The organism is Microcoleus sp. AT8-B5 (assembly GCF_036705565.1).
Lineage (GTDB): Bacteria > Cyanobacteriota > Cyanobacteriia > Cyanobacteriales > Microcoleaceae > Microcoleus.
Genome location: NZ_JAUBUY010000027.1, coordinates 45191 through 63198, shown reverse-complemented (window position 1 = coordinate 63198; position 18008 = coordinate 45191). Strand labels below are relative to the sequence as shown.

Annotated in this window: 16 protein-coding genes; 8 read left to right on the top strand and 8 right to left on the bottom strand. The window is 45.2% G+C overall.

The annotated features are described in order from the left end of the window. Positions 1 to 303: 303 nt before the first annotated feature. The 5 genes from coaBC to QUB39_RS18810 form a co-directional block, all read right to left on the bottom strand. Entirely contained in the window at positions 304 to 1503 is a 1200-nt protein-coding gene (coaBC, locus tag QUB39_RS18830) for a bifunctional phosphopantothenoylcysteine decarboxylase/phosphopantothenate--cysteine ligase CoaBC (protein ID WP_333210267.1), read from the bottom strand. Positions 1504 to 1758: 255 nt separating this feature from the next. Further along, positions 1759 to 1971, bottom strand: a complete 213-nt coding sequence (gene isiD / locus QUB39_RS18825; protein ID WP_006632739.1) for a protein IsiD — start codon at positions 1969 to 1971, stop codon at positions 1759 to 1761. Positions 1972 to 2016: 45 nt separating this feature from the next. Continuing rightward, positions 2017 to 2640, bottom strand: a complete 624-nt coding sequence (locus QUB39_RS18820; protein WP_333057916.1) for an alpha/beta hydrolase — start codon at positions 2638 to 2640, stop codon at positions 2017 to 2019. A 599-nt stretch (positions 2641 to 3239) separates the two neighbouring features. Further along, entirely contained in the window at positions 3240 to 5327 is a 2088-nt protein-coding gene (locus tag QUB39_RS18815; protein ID WP_333210264.1) for a CHASE domain-containing protein, read from the bottom strand. Positions 5328 to 6102: 775 nt separating this feature from the next. Next, positions 6103 to 8013 (bottom strand): ATP-binding protein, encoded by a 1911-nt coding sequence (locus tag QUB39_RS18810; protein WP_333210262.1) that lies wholly within the window; start codon positions 8011 to 8013, stop codon positions 6103 to 6105. Between the two features lie 394 nt (positions 8014 to 8407). Here QUB39_RS18810 and QUB39_RS18805 point away from each other — a divergent pair, with 394 nt between their 5' ends. Both QUB39_RS18805 and QUB39_RS18800 read left to right on the top strand, forming a co-directional pair. After that, entirely contained in the window at positions 8408 to 8605 is a 198-nt protein-coding gene (locus QUB39_RS18805) for a hypothetical protein (protein ID WP_333057913.1), read from the top strand. Positions 8606 to 8931: 326 nt separating this feature from the next. Beyond that, complete coding sequence (locus QUB39_RS18800) at positions 8932 to 9795, top strand: cyanophycinase (protein ID WP_333485128.1); 864 nt, start codon at positions 8932 to 8934, stop codon at positions 9793 to 9795. Positions 9796 to 10076: 281 nt separating this feature from the next. On the opposite strand, the gene QUB39_RS18795 is transcribed toward QUB39_RS18800, so the two are convergent. Further along, on the bottom strand, positions 10077 to 10325 hold the full coding sequence (locus tag QUB39_RS18795; RefSeq protein WP_333145102.1) for a hypothetical protein: 249 nt from the start codon (positions 10323 to 10325) through the stop codon (positions 10077 to 10079). A gap of 832 nt (positions 10326 to 11157) precedes the next feature. On the opposite strand from QUB39_RS18795, the gene QUB39_RS18790 reads away from it, so the two are divergent. The 4 genes from QUB39_RS18790 to QUB39_RS18775 all read left to right on the top strand — a co-directional run bounded on the left by QUB39_RS18790 (position 11158) and on the right by QUB39_RS18775 (position 13162). Then, the gene (locus QUB39_RS18790) at positions 11158 to 11535 is read left to right on the top strand and encodes an alpha-amylase family glycosyl hydrolase (protein WP_445243113.1); all 378 of its coding nucleotides are present in this window, start codon (positions 11158 to 11160) and stop codon (positions 11533 to 11535) included. A 126-nt stretch (positions 11536 to 11661) separates the two neighbouring features. Further along, positions 11662 to 11991 carry an alpha amylase C-terminal domain-containing protein gene (locus QUB39_RS18785; RefSeq protein ID WP_333057016.1) on the top strand — a complete coding sequence of 110 codons (330 nt, stop codon included), beginning with the start codon at positions 11662 to 11664 and terminating at the stop codon, positions 11989 to 11991. Positions 11992 to 12255: 264 nt separating this feature from the next. Then, a complete protein-coding gene (locus QUB39_RS18780; protein WP_333057018.1) occupies positions 12256 to 12633 on the top strand; it encodes a BON domain-containing protein in 378 nt (125 codons plus the stop codon). Between the two features lie 94 nt (positions 12634 to 12727). After that, on the top strand, positions 12728 to 13162 hold the full coding sequence (locus QUB39_RS18775) for a DUF2294 domain-containing protein (RefSeq protein ID WP_333210257.1): 435 nt from the start codon (positions 12728 to 12730) through the stop codon (positions 13160 to 13162). On the opposite strand, the gene QUB39_RS18770 is transcribed toward QUB39_RS18775, so the two are convergent. Together QUB39_RS18770 and QUB39_RS18765 are read right to left on the bottom strand one after the other, a co-directional pair. After that, positions 13131 to 13589: a response regulator gene (locus QUB39_RS18770; protein ID WP_333057020.1), complete on the bottom strand. Its 459-nt coding sequence runs from the start codon at positions 13587 to 13589 to the stop codon at positions 13131 to 13133. The two genes, QUB39_RS18775 and QUB39_RS18770, sit on opposite strands and share 32 nt — an antisense overlap. A gap of 114 nt (positions 13590 to 13703) precedes the next feature. Next, positions 13704 to 13832 carry a hypothetical protein gene (locus QUB39_RS18765; RefSeq protein ID WP_333485127.1) on the bottom strand — a complete coding sequence of 43 codons (129 nt, stop codon included), beginning with the start codon at positions 13830 to 13832 and terminating at the stop codon, positions 13704 to 13706. 301 nt (positions 13833 to 14133) lie between these two features. Here QUB39_RS18765 and QUB39_RS18760 point away from each other — a divergent pair, with 301 nt between their 5' ends. Continuing rightward, positions 14134 to 14937, top strand: coding sequence for a DUF2267 domain-containing protein (locus tag QUB39_RS18760; RefSeq protein ID WP_333210255.1), 804 nt, complete (start codon positions 14134 to 14136; stop codon positions 14935 to 14937). 402 nt (positions 14938 to 15339) lie between these two features. Beyond that, positions 15340 to 17991 (top strand): EAL domain-containing protein, encoded by a 2652-nt coding sequence (locus tag QUB39_RS18755; protein WP_333485126.1) that lies wholly within the window; start codon positions 15340 to 15342, stop codon positions 17989 to 17991. The last annotated feature ends 17 nt before the right edge of the window (positions 17992 to 18008 follow it).

Here is an 18008-nt window from a genome sequence, read left to right as displayed (position 1 = left end):
TTGTAGGGGCGGGTTTTACCAACCATTTATGTTAGAAACCTACCATCTCCAAAACCCGCCCCCACAAGGCGACAAATATTTCATTTCGATCGCAGTAAAGGTTAATCTAGATTATCGGTTGTGTGGGGGCGGGTTTATATAAATTGTTTGCGGGTATTAAATATTATTGGTGAACCCGCCCCTACAGACATTTGTAGGGGCGGGTTTTACCAACCATTTATGTTAGAAACCTACCATCTCCAAAACCCGCCCCCACAAGGCGACAAATCCGCAATTGGTAATATCATCGCAGTTCGATCGCCCTCACCCGTTCATCACAAAATCTAACAATCGGTGAGCCATTTCTAGCTTGCTGCAAGGTGCTATTTCTACTTGCTTGCCGGCGGCATTAATTAATATTGCTTGATTGGTATTGCTGCCAAAACCTGCACCTATTCGATCGATCGGGTTGGCGGCAATTACATCCAGTTTCTTTGATCGCAATTTCTCCAAAGCCGGCTTGACAATATCCCCAGTTTGTGCTGCAAACCCGATTAATTTTTGGTGCGGCTGTTTCAATTTTCCCAACTCTGCCACAATATCCGCTACCGGTGCCAAAGGCAAACAATTCGGGAGCGATCGCTTCGGCAATTTCTCACTACTGTACTCAGCCGGCTTCACATCCGCTACCGCCGCCGCCATCACCGTCAAATCCGCATCGTGAAAGCATTGCAGCATCGCCTGCCGCATTTCTTCTGCACTCGCAACTGCGATCGCCCGCACACCTGAGAGCGGCAATTCGCCAGTTATACTGTGTACCAGCGTCACTGTCGCGCCGCGGTGCTGTGCAGCTTGCGCCAAAGCTATACCCATTTTGCCACTGGAAGGATTGCCGATAAACCGCACCGGATCGAGGTGTTCCCGCGTTCCTCCCGCACCGATCAACACCCGAAGGCCCGCTAAATCTCGATCGCCCTTGGCATACAACAGCGATTCAATATGAGGCAAAATCTCATAAGGTTCTGCCATACGGCCAACACCCGCGCGATCGCACGCCAGCATACCCGCCCCCGGATTCGCAGCATGATAGCGCCGATAACTCAACACTTCCCGCCAATTCCGCTGCACCGCCGGCTGTTCCCACATATCCGTATTCATCGCCGGTGCCAGCAAAATTGGGCAATTAGAAGCTAAGACAGTATTAGTCAACAAATTATCAGCAAAACCCCCCGCCAACTTAGCCAAAGTATTAGCTGTCAAAGGAGCAATCACAAAAACTTCCGCCCATTCTCCCAGTTGAATATGCAGGGGGCGCCCGTGACTTGGTTGCCAAAAATCTTTGTCAGTAAAAGCAGGATGGCGGCACAGAGTAGCAAAAGTCAAAGGCGTTACAAACTCCCCGGCAGCATCAGTAAGAATAGCTTTAACTTCCGCTCCAGCTTTCGCTAAAGTTGAAACTACTTCGCAAACTTTGTAAGCCGCAATCCCGCCACTAACGCCGATTAAAATTCGTCTGCCTTTCATGTCATACCATTTTAGATTTTAGATTTTAGATTTTAGATTTTAATTTGGGAATGACTGATGAATACCAGGGTTGAGAGCTGGCCTACATTCACATTCTTTTTTGAAACTGGTGTCATTTTTCCATAAAAAAGAATCAAGAAAGAAATTAAGATAAAAACAGACTCAAATCTCTAATTCATCTGTTTAATCTGCAACAAAATATGCTGCTAACTTCTTCCTCAATTCCGTCGAAAATTTTGAGCTAGATTTTTCAGTCTATGCTTCGTCGTAGGCTTCCATATCCAGAAGGTGGAGATAAGGTTCAACCAGCTCCGGCCGCTGAAAAGCAAGCGATCGCAACAAATGCCAATCATTCAATCCCTCAAAAGGATCTGTATAATCGTCAACTTCCAAACGGACAGCCAATTCTGCCACGTCCTGAGAAGTAAGTACAGCAATATCGCGCGATGCTTTGGTTAAAGTTTTCATTTTTTTCCCCTGCCCGAGACTTCCGCCATACTATATACTAAACCTTTAATCAGATTTCGACACAGTTTCTACAACAAAACTTCGCATTACCTCTATAACTTCCGGCAGAATCTCGTGTCCCATGTTAAATTCTCGATACTGCACCGCAGCTCCCCAAGCCGTCAAACTCTCGCGCGATCGCACAGCAGCACTAACAGGCACAATAGTATCTTGAGTACCGTGTACGATTAAAACAGGTGGCAAAACACTCCCCGCAACTGGCGAAATCTGGTGTAAATAACCGCTCAGACAAATTAAACCAGCTAGGGGCAAAGTCAATCCCACATCTAGAGTCATCGCTCCGCCTTGAGAAAAGCCACTTAAAATCGTGCGAGACAAAGGCACGCCCGTGGTGCTTTCCAAAGACAGCAAAAATTCCCTCAGCAATTGCCGGCTTTCTACCAATCCCTGAGCGTCTTTGGTTTGAAGGTTATACCACGCTTTGCCACTCGTTACCTGGGGATGGGGAAAGGGGGCATAGGGAAACACAAACTGATAATCCGGCAAATTGAAAAAGGGTGCTAAGGAAGTCAAATCCCGAGCATTAGCACCCCATCCATGTAAAGCGACCATCAAAGCGACAGGTTTGCGATCCGTTGTGGGCGGTATGCTAATAGATTGTAAAGACATCGTAGTTAATAATTGGTAATCTGGCCTGGCTACAATTATAAATTGTTACGACGGGTAAAAACCCAGATATTTTTTTCGGCAATATTCCACTGAACTTAGCACAGGTTTGCTAATAACTATAACAGTTGACAGTTGACAATTAACAGTTGACAGTTAACCGTTGAAAGTAGAGTGCTAAATCCGAAACTTTCCCAAGTAAAATGCGGAGATTTTACGTTTTATAAACAGGAATTAGGGAGCATCTCATATTTGTAAAAACACTTCTTCTGGCTCCTTCCTTCTGGCTCCTTCCTTCTGCCTCTTTCCTCCTGCCTCCTGCCTTCTGCCCCCTGCCCCCTCCTGCCTTCTGCCCCCTGCCCCCTCCTGCCTCCTATCTCCTGCCTCCTGTCTCCAATTTATAGCTGGGCTGCTTTCATTGAGATGCTCCCAGCAAGACTCAGCTAAAAGCGAGATTTGTTCCGCTAATTCCAATTGACCGAAAGCATCCAGGATACAAGCCCCCAGATTAATTAATGAAGAAATAAAAAACCTGTATCCGATGAAACTTGCCCCCCCGAATCTATCTCGCGCAAGTCAATCTAAAATCTAAAATCTAAAATCTAAAATCGATTGACACCTACCGCAGGTAAAACCTTAGAAATAGATTGCTTAGACTGTTGTCGCACCGGCACCTCAATCCAGAATTCAGTTCCCTCCCCCGAAGCCGACACGCACCTGAGCGAACCTTGATGTTTGTCCACTATTTGATAGCAGATAGACAATCCCAAGCCAGTACCTTGGCCTACAGGCTTGGTAGTAAAAAACGGATCAAACAAACGTTTTTTGACATTCTCCGTCATGCCCGTTCCATTGTCAGCAATTCGCACGCATACACAATTAGAACTTAAAAGTTCAGTGCGAATCCGAATAGTAGGTAAAAAGGCAGAATCCGAGGCGTTTTTTTTGAGCCTTTTTTGATTTTCTGCATCAGATAAAACATCAATAGCATTGCTCAAAATATTCATAAATACCTGATTCAATTGTCCCGCCCAGCACTCCACCAATGGCAAATTTCCGTATTCTTTGATGAGTTCAATGCCAGAAAAATCAGCTTTTTGTTTCAGCCGACTATCCAAAATCATCAAGGTGCTGTCAATTCCTTGGTGAATGTCAACCGACTTCATTTCAGCTTCATCCAAGCGCGAAAAATTACGCAGAGAAAGCACGATCTGGCTGATCCGTTCAGCTCCCATATTCATAGATTTTAGGATTTTAGGCAAGTCTTCACTGATAAAATCCAAATCAATATCTTTTAGTTTCGCTTGCACTTCGGGCGTTGGGTTGGGATATTGCTGCTGGTATATTTCCACAAGTTCCAGCAAGTCTCTAGTATATGCGCCTGTATGGATCAGGTTGCCAGAGATGAAGTTGACAGGATTGTTAATTTCGTGGGCAACTCCAGCCACCAACTGCCCCAGGCTGGACATTTTTTCAGTTTGGATTAGTTTAAATTGAGCTTCCTGCAAATTTTTTAGTGCTGTTTCTAGTTCAGCGGTGCGCTGTTTTAGTTGAATTGTACGATCGTACACTTGCTGTTCTACTTTTGCAGTACGTTCTAGAGACATCAACAGGTAAATCGTCAAGCTGCCAGTCATCAATAGCCCGATCGCCCCAATGGCCAGCGAACCCTGATGCGTCCTCAGACTGTTGTACCCCTTCCCTGGCAAAACTAGCAGCCTCCACTGGCGGTCTGCTACGTTAAATAGGCGAGTGCAAGCACTAGGATTTTTACAGATTTTTCCCCGCAGATTAGCTAACTCTGGCTTTTCGTGTTTTGGGTTATCTATCAACTGCTTAGCTTGTGAGTCGTAGCGCACCAGAAAGTGTTCTTTCTCTATAGCAGAGTTGTCATAGAGGTAAAAATTAATCTTGTCTAAATTCAGCGATTCTAAAGAGGAATCGACCATACTCGTGATCTGAAACAGACCCGCAATCACTCCCATGAGGTTTTGGCGGCCGTTGACCGAATTATCTGGAGAATTTGTGGGGCGGGGTACTGGTAGAAATACTTGCAATCCTGGTTGATTGTTGCTGACTAATCTAATCCGCGCGGAAGCCGCTATTTTCCCGGTATTCGCCGACTTCTCTAAAGCTGTTTTGCGATCGGGGCTGGAGGCAACATCAAAACCGATCACTTTGTTATCTTCTTCTAATGCTTCTCTGTAAATAATAGGAAAGTATTCCGATCGCACTTTTGCTTTGACCTGCTTTTTGTCAGGAGTTCGTTCGTAAATTTGAAATGCCGGAAAATCTTCGGCTCGAATTGTCTTTTCGTAAGCTGCTTTTTGGGCAGCAGGCACGCGCCGAATCCAGTTAACAGAATGTATAGCAGTATTTCGGGCAAGTGCAGGTTGAGCGAATTGCTTAAAATCTTGTCGGCTAACTTCAGTAGACGCCCTGTAGAATGCTTCCAGTGAGTACAGAACTTCTAAATTTTTGTTGATGCTTTGCTGCAAAGTCACATTCAGGCGATCGGCAAGCCGATCGAATTCAGCTTGCATTCGTTGGTTTTCCCCATGCCACACAACGGCTGCGGCTGCCAATGACAAACTCGTACCTGTGCAAAGAGTCAGCGCTGCAGGAATGTAGCGACGGTGCGACAGTAAACTTTCGGTCAGCGAATTAAACAAATTGCTTGTAAAATTCATCAGAAAAAATGGGTAGAAACCCCGTGCTTCTAGCACGGCTTTATATTTTTGATTTACTACCGCCTTGGGATTGGTTAACGGGAGTGTACTTTTGTATTGCACTTTCAACGGGACAATTACCGCTTCCAATCTTCCAATCCTGTACGCATAGTATTTTGCACGGGTTGTGCCTCCCATTTCTGGGGTAATGTTAGCTTCGACAATGTTTCGAGAGCTTGTTAGACCTGCAACACTGTTCCAGTGACCTTAGAACTTTTTAATTGCAGATGACAGAGCAGGGGACTAGCTACGCATCCACAGGGTGTCGTGACTCTCAAAACGTAGGCAATTAAGCCTTAGTCTGGTCAGTATGGCTTGCCAGATTTCTCTTGCAAGCCCCGTGTCTTTAGACCGGGGTTACTGACATTTCCACACCTTCTGCCACCGGAGTGCAATTCGTTTAAGGACTTGTGAAATTCCTTGATAGCACGATCGACAGGGCAGAAACCAGATTGTCTAAAAACTTACGATCGCACAAATACGACTTAGCCTCAGAAACCCGGTTTCTACCAAAATATTGGTTTGGTAACGAAAAATCTGAGAAGAAACCGGGTTTCTTAGGAATAGTGCATCCACGACTGAGGAATTGAAACCAACTGTAACGAAGCGAGCTCAAATCTGGGCGTTCCCCAACTTCGTGTCCCGCAATAACCCAGGAACGAGAAAAATTATTTAAAATTTTGTAGGGCGGACACTCCTGGCCCGCCCTACAAAGCAAAGTTAAATTTGGAACAGCTTACAAAACAGTCCCTATTTCCTTCAAATAAACCCGTGTAAAGGGTTCATCATCCCCCAGAGTATACTGTTCGATCAATCCTTGGCGGCGAATAGAAATACTATTTCCTTCCCTCATCACAACAGTATCGTCATCAGTGCTTTCTCTGACCAACATCATCTCAGTTTCCCCCGGATTGTCCAGCACGACCATATTGCTGCCCCGATAAAACATTCCCTCAGCTTCCAAAATTTCTTCGGGATATTCAGCAATTAACAAATCGAGCTTGGGATTCCGCAGCAAACTTTGCAAGTTCAGATGGTAATTCTTATTCAAAACTTTTTCAGAACGGTTAACAAAAAGTCCACCGCGACAAACAGCACCGATTGTCCAATCGGGATGCTGCAACAGAATATGGTCGATGGTTTCTTGTATGTCATGTACCGAAATTCTGTTGAAAGTAATAATCGGAATTCTGGCTGATTTTCCAGATTCAAAGAAAGTTTCGATAATATGGGAAGGTACATCAACTCCTTCGCCGACAGCAGGGTTAAGGTGCATGAAAATTCCCGGCGCGGCATTGATCTCGATAATCCCAAAATTCCCGGTTTTCCAAGATTTGGCGAGAGTTTCTGTTACCACATCAATTCCCAAACAAGTTAACCGAAAATGTAGGGCGATATCTTGAGCCAAAACAATGTTATCCGGGTGAATAGTGCGGGTAGCGTCGATGCTGACGCCGCCTGCGGAAAGATTAGCGACTTTGCGTAGATACACCGTGCGATCGCGACTTAGCACACTATCTAATGACAGCCCTTGTTCTTCCAGATACATTTCCATCGCTTCGTCGGACTGAATTTTGCTCATCGCCGAAGTAGGCGTATCCAAACGTTCTGGTTTGCGGTTTTCACGGCGGATCAATTCGCGAATTGTTGAGTCGCCATCACCTGTTACCGAAGCGGGTCGGCGTTCAGTTGCCGAAACAAATTTGCCGTCAACGCACAGCAGCCTAAAATCCGATCCTTTGATGCTGTTTTCCACAATTACTCGCACCGGATCTGTTTCGGGAATGGCCTTAACTGCTCTTTTAAAAGCCGCCTGCAATTCCTCACCATCTCGGACATCTGCTGTGACGCCAATTCCTTTATGACCGACTACTGGTTTGATAGCAACTGGGTAGCCAATTTCTCTAGCAACTGCCAGAGCTCCGTTTTCTGTGGAGACGATATCGCCTTTGGGAACAGGAAATCCTAATGTAGCGAGAAAAGCTTTACAATCGTCTTTGCGCGTGGTAAAATCTGAGTCTAAATGGCTGTCAGAATCAAAAGTAGTTGCAGAGCCACGAACCAGTTTTTTACCGTACCCATATTGCATTAGTCCTTCATCCCACAAATAAAATGTGGGAATGCCTTTTTGGGATGCCGATCGCATTAACGAATAAACTGTCGGCCCTCCGTAAACTGACTGCCGGAACATATTTTGCAGCGCGCCCATTTGTGCTTCTAAGGGAAAGTCTTGATTTTGATTAATGGCTTCAAACCAATCCCAAACTGCGTAAACTACGGCTCTGGCGGTGCGGGCGTGAAGTGCTTCTATGCTGATTCTGTTAAAGTAAGAAAATGGCTTGATGTTCCAGTGTTGGAAGTGCAAACCCATGTCGAGTTTTGCTAGTTCTGAGGCGGTACGACCGAACAGTTGGGCATGGTTCGAGAAAGTTTCGTGCAGCAGTTGCGGGTAGCGATCGCTAATAATTGTATGGTAATGTGCGATCGGCAAAGGTTCGCTCCCCCCCGTCACCGCTAAATCAAAAACTAAAGCCGCGGTGTCTAAATAAGGGTTGGGCCCGATATAGTGTTTGAAGTTGAACACATCGAAAATATCGGTTTTTCGAGCATTGACGCGCGCTGTTTCTGTGCTTTTTTCTTGCAGCATTTTCTAACCTCCTTTGAGCTAATTTTTTACGGTAACTTTATAGTTGGTGCAGGGGATACTACCTGGGGGCATAGATATTCCAGCAGTCAGACAAATACTCCGACCAATTCTGCCTTCAGTATTGCCCAATAGGGGGAGTGGGAGAGATGGGGGGATGGGGAGAGGGGGAGTGGGTGAGAGTAGGAAAGTATTCCTTCTTCCTTTAACATCTGACTAAGTATAGATGACTAAGCATTGATAACTAAGCATTGATAACTAAGCACTTATGACTAAGCACTTATGACTAATGACTACTTCTTTCCCCCCTCCCAAAAAAAGCTATAACTTTTGAGAGGTACACTGTGTACTTATAATTGTTTATGACAGTGAAAGAAAATTTAAGAGGCAGCAAATTATGAAGATCGCACAAACTGCTCTCAGAGAAAAAGTTCACCACTTAGCTGAGGAAGCATTTCACCGGAAGCTAATTTCTGGCTACGGCGATGGTCAAAACAGCAACGAATATCAGATTGTCTGGAACGGCAAACCCAGACACCTACCTTTAGAACGGGCGAGTACCATATTGAGCAATTTGATCGATCGATCCCACTAACGAGCGATCGGACTAATTAAGGACTTACGCTCATCAACCGGATTTCTACGAGCAATCAGAGGAGGATTAGCGAAGCATCGGATCAGAAACCGGATCGATCACCGCGCGCGGGTGGGCCCTGTAGTTTAAGCTCATTTCTTGACCCCTCCTATCTCCTGTTAGGGGGGGTAAGTTTGTTTTGTCGATCGTCGAAGATCGGTAAACTCCCATATCACCCTTGCTGTGTGCGTTCTAAAGTGGTAAAAGTCTGAGCTTTTTTTGTATCTATATATACCTTTTGGCAGTTTTCGGAAAAAATAAGTTTGTGTTTTAGTGAAATTAAATAAATGAAAAGTAGAGATAATATGGCGAGCAACGAAGTTCAGGGGAAGTTGCTAATTATTGGTGGCGCGGAAGACAAAGAGGGGGACTGCAAAATTCTGCGGGAATTCTTGCGGTGCGCCGGAGGCACTAAAGCCCGCATTGCGATCATGACTGCTGCCACTAGCCTGCCGGGAGAAGTAGGAGATAATTACATCCGAGTGTTTGAGCGACTTGGCGCTGAAGATGTGCGAGTTGTTGACACTCAGAAACCGGAAGATGCCAACAATCGAGATTATTTAGAAGCGATCGAACAAGCCACCGGCATATTCTTTACCGGCGGAGAGCAAGCGCGGATTATTAGCTGCTTGAAAGACACCATACTCGACGCAGCTATGCACAAACGCTTCTCTGAAGGTATTATCATTGGTGGCACCAGTGCCGGCGCGGCGATGATGCCAGACGTGATGATTATTGAAGGAGACTCGGAGACAAATCCCCGCGTTGATGTGGTAGCAATGGGGTCGGGAATGGGTTTCCTTCCAGGAGTTGTCATCGACCAGCATTTCGCCCAGCGAGGTCGTCTGGGACGCTTAGTTTCCGCACTTTTGCTGCAACCTGCCGTGTTGGGATTTGGTATTGACGAAAATACAGCTATTTTAGTCCACGGTGACGAGTTGGAAGTCATTGGCGAAAACTCTGTAACTGTCATCGACTCGTCTGAACAACTCCACGACAATCTGGAGGGACTGTTGAAGGATGAGGCTTTGGCGATTTGCGGGGCCAAGTTGCACATCCTCCCCCACGGATACCGGTTTAACTTGAAAACTCACCAGCCGGTGCTCCATAACGTAGCAATTACAGGAGAGAGAGAAAGGGCGATCGCCTAATTTACTTGCAACTGGCAAACATCTCAAAATTATGTAAGGTGAGCACTGCACACCTTACCCCTTCTACCAAGTAGGATGGTTAAAAACCCAGTTTCTGTATCCAAAAATGGCGTTGCTTAATTGGGGTATGAAATTTGTAGGGGCAATCCCTCCGTGGTTGCCCCACCGCTGACTTAGAATTACTTCATCAGGCAAAATCATACTTGAATTCAGCAGCACCCCAAAAATAATAAAAAGAAGAGGATTTTACCTCTTCTTTTATTGCTGCGGTTTCGGGTTTTTTAAGCACTTTTCTGTTCGCCAAAAATCGACTGCTGCCCTTCTGCGGTCGATATTAAATTCCACCCTTGAGTTCTCAGCTTCTGATATGTTGCCCATCCCTTAGAACCGCCCGGTTCCCGGTAGTCGGATACAGCGAACTGCGGAAAAGCTGTATAAGGCCGCCACCCTTGACGGGCATCGGTGCGTAAGTGCAATATCTTTTCTCCATTACGTCCCAATCTGGGCAACCAACACATTTGTTTTAGCATTTTTAACACTCCAGAGTTTTACAGTAACGGTAATTCGCCAACATCCCACATTAAACTTTTAGAGCCTTAGAGCCACTGCTCGGAATATCTAACGGGTAATAGGGACGAATGAGATTTTCACCAATTACCAATTACTGAGGTAGCAGCAGTCGTTAAAGCTGATGAAAGGTTCTACAAAGTTTGCAAGTCAAAAACTATAAAACAAGTGATGCCAAGACATAAGCAAAAATAATTATTGCTATTCTCTGCTCAAACTTGACTTAACGTCGCGGGAAAACCGAGTTGAATAAAAGATTCATGGTTCTGGTTTCCCTTGCCCTATAATTACAAGCTCATCCTCCCTGTTTCCGCATAAAATGACATCTTTCTACGGTATTATTCCTGTCCGCTAAAAAATGTTTCTTTAGTTACAAATTTTAAATATTCACCACGATTTATCTAGTTATCAAAAGTTAAATTACTTTTCATACAATACTTCGGACAGTTTTTGATAGACAACCGTAGAATAAGGGTTTCAAGGCTCCAAGGCACGTTCGCTACCAACGGAAAATCTAGGGTTTCAGACTACCAACTCAAAGCAGTCCGGACTATTTTTCATAAATAGCACTTAATAATGTTTAGTTACTTTAACTACATTTTTGATTAAAATCAGGTTTCCGGGTGTCTAGGGGCGCACCTTACTCGCTAGGGTTCGCACTACTAAATCCTCCGGGTGCGCCCCCAAGCACCTTACAACATAAGACTTACAGGTTTAACTCTTAAGAACGATGGCGACAGATTTGCAAAATTGTAAAAATCAATACTAATCACACTTATAAATGCGATCGAACTAATGCCAGTTAATGAATATCCGGGCGATTATAGCTGGGGCTACAAAGTCCGCGATTTCTTTGCTGTAGAGTCCAGCTACGGTGAAACCGCAGATTTGAAGCAATTGATTGACGAGTGCCACGGACGGGGCATTCGGGTGATTCTGGACGGGATTTACAACCACTGCGATGAAGATTGTCCCTTATTGCTAGTCGATCGCAATTATTGGTACTACCGCGACAAACACTATCCCGAATATCCGGCTAACTACTGGGGCCCGGAGTTGAACTACGAAAATTTCGACCCAAAACTCGGCATTCGTCTCGCTTGGAAATTCATCGGCGATGTTGTTAATTTCTGGAGTCAAGAATATCATATCGAAATTTCTTACACTGGATAACTCATGAAGCGAAAAAAACCGCCGGCGACAAGCCATTCTAGAACATAGCAGAACACATTCCCGAAATTCCCGAACTCATCGCTTCGGCAAACTCCCAACCAGCCGCATAAACTGCAATGGTATTTGTTGAAAAATCCGCCCAATCATGAGTTTTTGGAATACTACAAACAGGTGATTCGGCTGCGGCAACATTTGTCGGCACTTTATACCGACAATATTGAATTTATCCACGAAAATCCCGAAGCCAAAGTGCTGGCTTATTACCGCTGGAGCGATGAGGGAACGCGAGCAGTAGTTGTCGTTTATTTTTCGGAGACTTATCTATCTGGTAACTGTATTTCTAAGCTTCCGGCTGCGGGAACTTGGTACGAGTGGATGTACAACAAAATAGTAGAAGTTGGAGAAGAAGAGTTTAAGTTTGATTGGCCGGAATGGTCAGCGCAAGTATTTGTTTGAGAGCCGGAGAATTATGTCTCCAGGCAGATGATCTGCGAAGTTGTACAACTGTAAATTGTATTTAGGATGGGCGCACGCAAGTCAACAAACTGGGTTTTTCTACCTAGGTGGATGGCTGTAACGATACTTTATTGTAAAAAACTCGGTTTGTGCATCCAAGAGTGCGATCGTAATTCCTGGTATTGAGAATAACAATTACAGGGTGACGTGCCAATCGCGAATTAACAGGTCAATAAACACAAACTTTGTCGGAGGAAAAACTCTATGGGCTGGTTAAAAAGATTGTTTGGTTTAGAAAAAAAAGAAAATCAAGAAACTGTTGACGCTCCTGCTTACCAAGCACCTGTAGCTCAAGCTCAAGCTCAAGCTCAACCTGCTGCGAGCGCTCAGACAATCCCGCCGGAACGCATGGGCTTGAACGGAGAATACGATCAAAGCGGTTTAGCTAAACGGGTAGCTCAGGCTTTCGATGCAAATCCCGATGTTGCGGATATTGAGACTGTTTATGTGGCTCAACTTGGCTCTACTGTGGTTCTCAAAGGTACAGTTCCCAGTCAGGAAATTGTCAACAAATTGGTGACAATTGCTAAAGGCGTTAAGGGTGCAACTGGGGTGGAAACTAATCAAGTTACTGTCGGCTAAAGCGACTTTATTTCTAACAGTTAGCAGTTGACTGTTAGCAGTAGTTAAGTTTACTGTAACTGTTAACTGCTGCTAACAGTATTTTTTATCTATCATGGTGTCAATAAAAAATATGACAGGGGAAACCTTAGAACCTACTCGTGGTAAATTAGAACGGACTCTTTCGCAGGGAATTCAAGCTTTGTACCGCTCTCAACTCGGACACCCAACGAGTCAGGCGCTGTGCAATCTTTTGGATAACAAATTGATAATTGTTGTCGAAAATGGGCTTACTCAACCCGAAAAACTGCTGGCTCAGAACGGTCAGCAAGATTTGGCCTTGCAGGTACGGACAGAATTAGAATCACTTCTGGAATTGCCACTGAAAGAATTAATCCAAAAGGTTTTGGGCGTGGGAGTCACTGATTTGCTCCGCGATGCGACCTTGGAGACAGGCCGCACTGGAACGATCGCAATTTTGGACTCTGCACCTCAAGTTCGTGATTCTAACTATAAATCTAAAACTCAACCAAAAGCATTGGAGAGTTGAGGTGCTGGCGCATAACTCTTTCTAAATCTTTGATGTTAAAAGGTTTGGAAAGGTATTCCACGCAGCCTGCTTGGAGAATTCGAGCGCGGTCTTCTGGTTTTGCTAGTGCTGTGACAGCAACAATCGGAATATGTCTGATCTCGGGGTTTTGTTGGGCGCGCTTTACTACTTCCATACCGTCTATATCCGGCAGGCAAATGTCGAGTACGATTAGGTCGGGCTGTCGATCGACTGCTGCGGAAAGAGCTGCGTACCCGTCAACTGCTCCCACGCACTCGCAGCCGAATAAATCGAGTATTTGTGTCAGCAGCTCTAAGTTGTCAGGATTGTCGTCTACCGCCAACACTAAAGGACGCTTTTCAACCGGGGGTTGACCGCTAATGAGAGACGAGGATTCCAATTTATTGTTCCAATTAGGGTAGTTCATAAATGCCGATCGCAACGATCAAAAAATTTGTTACCGAGGCATTCTTCAAGTGGCGCTGCGGCACTTGACACAGATTGGCTCGTATTTTTAGCTCTCCCATGACCAGTTTTTGGTCTAACCCGATACAATATCGCTACAAGCTGCGGGCAAAACGACCGCAGTTGATTGATTCCATAGCATCTGCTTAATTCTACCTCTCCCAGCGCCAATTACCAACTGAGGCCCTCTTGGTGCGTCAGCCATGGTAAAAATACGCAATAAATACGAAAACTCTTACCAATAAAGCATTCTCGCTTAATAGCATTGAAGAGTGGCGACAGCTTCTTCGGATATTAACCACATTAAACATGGGTTTCCCTACCTGGATCTACCTAAAGGAATATTCTAACCGTTACTTTATTTGAATAACTTACACCTGCTGAGAGATACTTGATTACTCTACTTTAGACTTCAATGTTTTTAAGTAGTAATAATCACAATTTAAGCCAGTAAAAAAAATCAGTTTTTACATGAGCTTTACCGGATATTAACCTAGGAGGTTTTAATGACAATTCCAATCAGAGACGACCTGACTTACATTTTGCTCAAAAAGATTGGCAGTGGCAACGGCAGGGGAGAGTCAGAAATTAGGAACGCAGCGGAAGAATATGTGGGTCACACGGTGGCGGAAGCGGAATTGCTCGGTCATTTAGACTACCTCAACCAAAGGGAATTTATCAAAGCTCAGTTTAGTGGCGAGCCTTATGGAGGAACTGAGTTATTGCCGCCTTTAGTGGCATTTCAACAAGCTGAGTTAACAGAAAAAGGCCGCAAACTGTTACACAAAATGGAGACTAATCCTCCGACCTCGCTCCACCAGGAAGGATCGGCAGTTCCTATCGCTTCAAAGGATATGCCGTTTTTGGAAAAAGTGATGGTAAAAGGTCACTTGGAGGATATTTTTGATGCCCGCGACATTACCGAAGTAGTGTACCGGATCATGCGCGATGTGATGACAAAAGAAGCCATCGAGCACGTGGAATCTGAATTGCACACAGAAGTTTTGCCTACGGATGACAAAACCCTGCAACAAGAAATAGCAGACCTCTGGAAAGATACCAATCCGCTGGTGGGATTGCTCAGCCGGATACGTCAGCCTTTGACCGGCCCGCCTGCACCTTTGGGGATCGATGGCAATTTGTTTGCACGGAGGGTGGAACTAGAAGGCGCACTTCCTTCGGGAGTAAAACCGGAAACTGCGATCGCGGCTGTATTTTCGGCAACAAAGGATGAGCTGTCCCAGGAGCGAATTCAGGAAATAGCTGGCTTTTTGCCGGACAGAATTCGGGAAATTTGGGACGCGGCTTAATGAGGCCTTTTAAAGTATAAATACTTACTAGCCGGTTTGAGCAATCAGTATTCTCCCTCCAGAGGGCAGAATACTGGTTGATCAACCCGGTTTCTATATACCTTTTGTCTGGTAGCTCTGCAATTGCTTTGTAGTGAGGACTTGAGTCCTGATTCAACTCGATCGAACTTTCGTCCTCACTAATTGTCCGATCGCTCTTGCCTTGCCTTGTAAGTGCTGTGAAAAACCCGGTTTATCACCCGAATTTGTCTAAAAACCAGAAATATCCCCAGAAACCGAGTTTCGCGCTCTGGGGTAGGGTCAAGCCCCTAGACGGCGCGAAAGTATTGTATTGTATAATACAGGGCAAGTTAAGACTGTGGCTCGCAAAAATGCTGTCAACAGCCCGGGAGATCAAAAGGCATGACCCGCACCAAAGTTACACAAATGTCACGATCGACTTTAGAACAAGAGATTTTACTCAATCGAATTACCAATCGCATCCGCAACTCTTTAGAACTGCAAGAGATTTTGACGACAACTGCGCGAGAAATCCGCAGCTTTTTAGAGAGCGATCGAGTAAAAGTTTATCGCTTTGAGGCCGACGGTAGCGGTGAGGTAATTGCTGAGTCCATCAACGGCGACAATTTGCCATCTATGCTGGGTTTGCGCTTTCCACCAGGCGACATTCCCCATAGTGCTCGGGAAATGTTTCTCAAAGCGCGGCAGCGAGTGATTGTAGATGTGGAATTGAAGCATCAAACAATTAATAGGTTAGATTGTCCCGACACCGGCCAAACTTTAGCAGTTGAAGATATTAGCTATCGTCCTGTAGACCCCTGTCACGCTGAATATCTGAAGGCTATGGGGGCACGTTCTTCTCTGACAGTGCCGATTTTGCATCAAAATCACCTTTGGGGGCTGTTGGTGTCTCACCATAGCCAACCGAAACGGTTTAGCGATCGAGAATTGAAAATGGTGCAGTTGCTTGTGGATCAACTTTCAATTGCGATCGCCCAATCTTTTCTGCTGAGTCAAGCCCGACAGCAAGCGCGTGACGAAGCCGTTATCAACCAAATTACCAGTTTGCTGCATTCTCCTCTGGAACTCAACGAAATTCGGAAAGCAGTTCTCGAACAAACTGTCAAGCATTTGCGTGGTTCAGGAGGGCGACTCTACATTGCAGCCGAGTTTGGCGATCGACCCGCTTTGCTTTATACCTGTGGCCAGCAGCCCGCGGACATCGACCTGGAACTCAGCCCATTTTGGCAGCAGATTATGGGGAGGGCAAACCAAGACGATCGATCGCAAACTGCTAACCATACAAGCCAATTAGGTATTTTTGAAAATCTCTATTCCCAGCATTACAGCTCAATTGACACCAATATTTCCAGTTTTCTCGTACCGCATTTGTACGCGATTTCCGATATTTCTAAAGAACCTCAACTCAAATCTGTATCTGCCAATTTAGTCGCAGCTTCCATTCGATCATTTTTGGCAGTACCGCTGCAATATCGCCAACAGTGCATCGGCTGTCTCACCGTTTTTCGCAGCCCTATACAAACCGAAATTTTGTGGGCGGGCCGTTGCAGTTCGGACGCCCGGAACGATCGTCCCCGACAATCCTTTGCAGCTTGGAAAGAAATCAAAACAGGCGAAGCTCAAAAGTGGACTAGCGAAGAACAGAAGCTAGCACAATCTTTAGGAACTCACCTGTACATGGCTGTAATGCAGAGGCGTGTCGAGGCGATGATCCGACATCAAGCTTCTCACGACCCATTAACTGGTTTACCTAATAGATTACTGTTTAATGAAAGGCTGTCTTTGGCTTTAGCTAGCGCTCACCAAAATGGAGAAATGCTGGCGGTAATCTTTCTAGATTTAGATAGATTTAAAAATGTTAACGATACTCTCGGTCATCCAGTGGGCGATTTGTTGCTGCAAAGTGTATCTCGGCGTTTGACTAACTGTTTGCGCCTGGGGGATTCGATGGCTCGTTGGGGCGGAGATGAATTTACTGTGCTGCTGTACAATATCAACACCCCAGAGGAAGCAACTAAAATTTGCCAGCTCATTATCCAGAGTTTAAGCAGTCCTTTTGATTTTGAGGGTCTGGAACTTTATATTAAGGCTAGCTTGGGAATTGCTTTGGCTCCTTACGACGGAGAAGATGCAGAAACTTTGCTGAAAAATGCTGATGCGGCGATGTACAAAGCTAAACAGAAAGGTCGCAATAATTATCAGTTTTACACGCAGGCGATCGGCAGTAAAGTATCCGAGGATCTTAACTTAGAAAATCATCTGTACAAAGCTCTAAAAAATTCAGAATTTGTCCTGTACTATCAACCGCAAATAAATTTAAATACTGGCAAAATAGTGGGCATGGAAGCTCTGATTCGCTGGCAGCATCCCGAACGCGGTTTGATTCCTCCCGATCGATTTATTCCCTTAGCTGAGGAAACAGGATTAATCTGCCAAATTGACGAATGGGTGATGCGGACTGCTTGCTTGCAAAATCGAGCGTGGCAGTTACTGGGATTGCCGCCGATGCGGATAGCAGTGAATTTATCAGCCCGCCAGTTTCTGCAACCTCACACGGTACAAACCATCGCTGAAATTTTATCAGAAACCAAGTTAAATCCCGAATATTTAGAAATAGAAATTACCGAGAGCATTGCCATGACAGATGTGAGCTTTACGGTGTCGGTATTGCAGCAGTTGCAGGACATGGGAATTAACATTTCTCTGGACGATTTTGGCACCGGTTATTCTTCGCTGTGGTCTCTGAAAAACTTTCCCCTCAATAATTTAAAAATAGACAAATCTTTCGTGGCCGATTTGGTGACTGGCAGCAGCGGTGCTACTATTGTGAAACTGGCGATCGCCTTGGGACAGGGCCTGAATTTACAGGTGATTGCTGAGGGAGTGGAAACAGCAGAACAGTTGGCGTTTTTGCGATCGCATAAGTGCGATATGGGTCAGGGTTACTTCTTTAGCAAACCAATACCGGCGGCGGCCATCACCCAATTGTGCTTAGAAAATCAATCGGGGAACAAACAAAAGCTTCTCTTTTGAGCGATATCTGATAGGGA

Bases quoted from the DNA above. Each gene is read 5' to 3' on its own strand.
- coaBC (WP_333210267.1), bottom strand. From the start codon at position 1,503: ATGAAAGGCAGACGAATTTTAATCGGCGTTAGTGGCGGGATTGCGGCT.
- isiD (WP_006632739.1), bottom strand. From the start codon at position 1,971: ATGAAAACTTTAACCAAAGCATCGCGCGATATTGCTGTACTTACTTCT.
- QUB39_RS18820 (WP_333057916.1), bottom strand. From the start codon at position 2,640: ATGTCTTTACAATCTATTAGCATACCGCCCACAACGGATCGCAAACCT.
- QUB39_RS18815 (WP_333210264.1), bottom strand. From the start codon at position 5,327: ATGAATTTTACAAGCAATTTGTTTAATTCGCTGACCGAAAGTTTACTG.
- QUB39_RS18810 (WP_333210262.1), bottom strand. From the start codon at position 8,013: ATGCTGCAAGAAAAAAGCACAGAAACAGCGCGCGTCAATGCTCGAAAA.
- QUB39_RS18805 (WP_333057913.1), top strand. From the start codon at position 8,408: ATGAAGATCGCACAAACTGCTCTCAGAGAAAAAGTTCACCACTTAGCT.
- QUB39_RS18800 (WP_333485128.1), top strand. From the start codon at position 8,932: ATGAAAAGTAGAGATAATATGGCGAGCAACGAAGTTCAGGGGAAGTTG.
- QUB39_RS18795 (WP_333145102.1), bottom strand. From the start codon at position 10,325: ATGCTAAAACAAATGTGTTGGTTGCCCAGATTGGGACGTAATGGAGAA.
- QUB39_RS18790 (WP_445243113.1), top strand. From the start codon at position 11,158: ATGCCAGTTAATGAATATCCGGGCGATTATAGCTGGGGCTACAAAGTC.
- QUB39_RS18780 (WP_333057018.1), top strand. From the start codon at position 12,256: ATGGGCTGGTTAAAAAGATTGTTTGGTTTAGAAAAAAAAGAAAATCAA.
- QUB39_RS18775 (WP_333210257.1), top strand. From the start codon at position 12,728: ATGGTGTCAATAAAAAATATGACAGGGGAAACCTTAGAACCTACTCGT.
- QUB39_RS18770 (WP_333057020.1), bottom strand. From the start codon at position 13,589: ATGAACTACCCTAATTGGAACAATAAATTGGAATCCTCGTCTCTCATT.
- QUB39_RS18765 (WP_333485127.1), bottom strand. From the start codon at position 13,832: ATGGCTGACGCACCAAGAGGGCCTCAGTTGGTAATTGGCGCTGGGAGA.
- QUB39_RS18760 (WP_333210255.1), top strand. From the start codon at position 14,134: ATGACAATTCCAATCAGAGACGACCTGACTTACATTTTGCTCAAAAAG.
- QUB39_RS18755 (WP_333485126.1), top strand. From the start codon at position 15,340: ATGACCCGCACCAAAGTTACACAAATGTCACGATCGACTTTAGAACAA.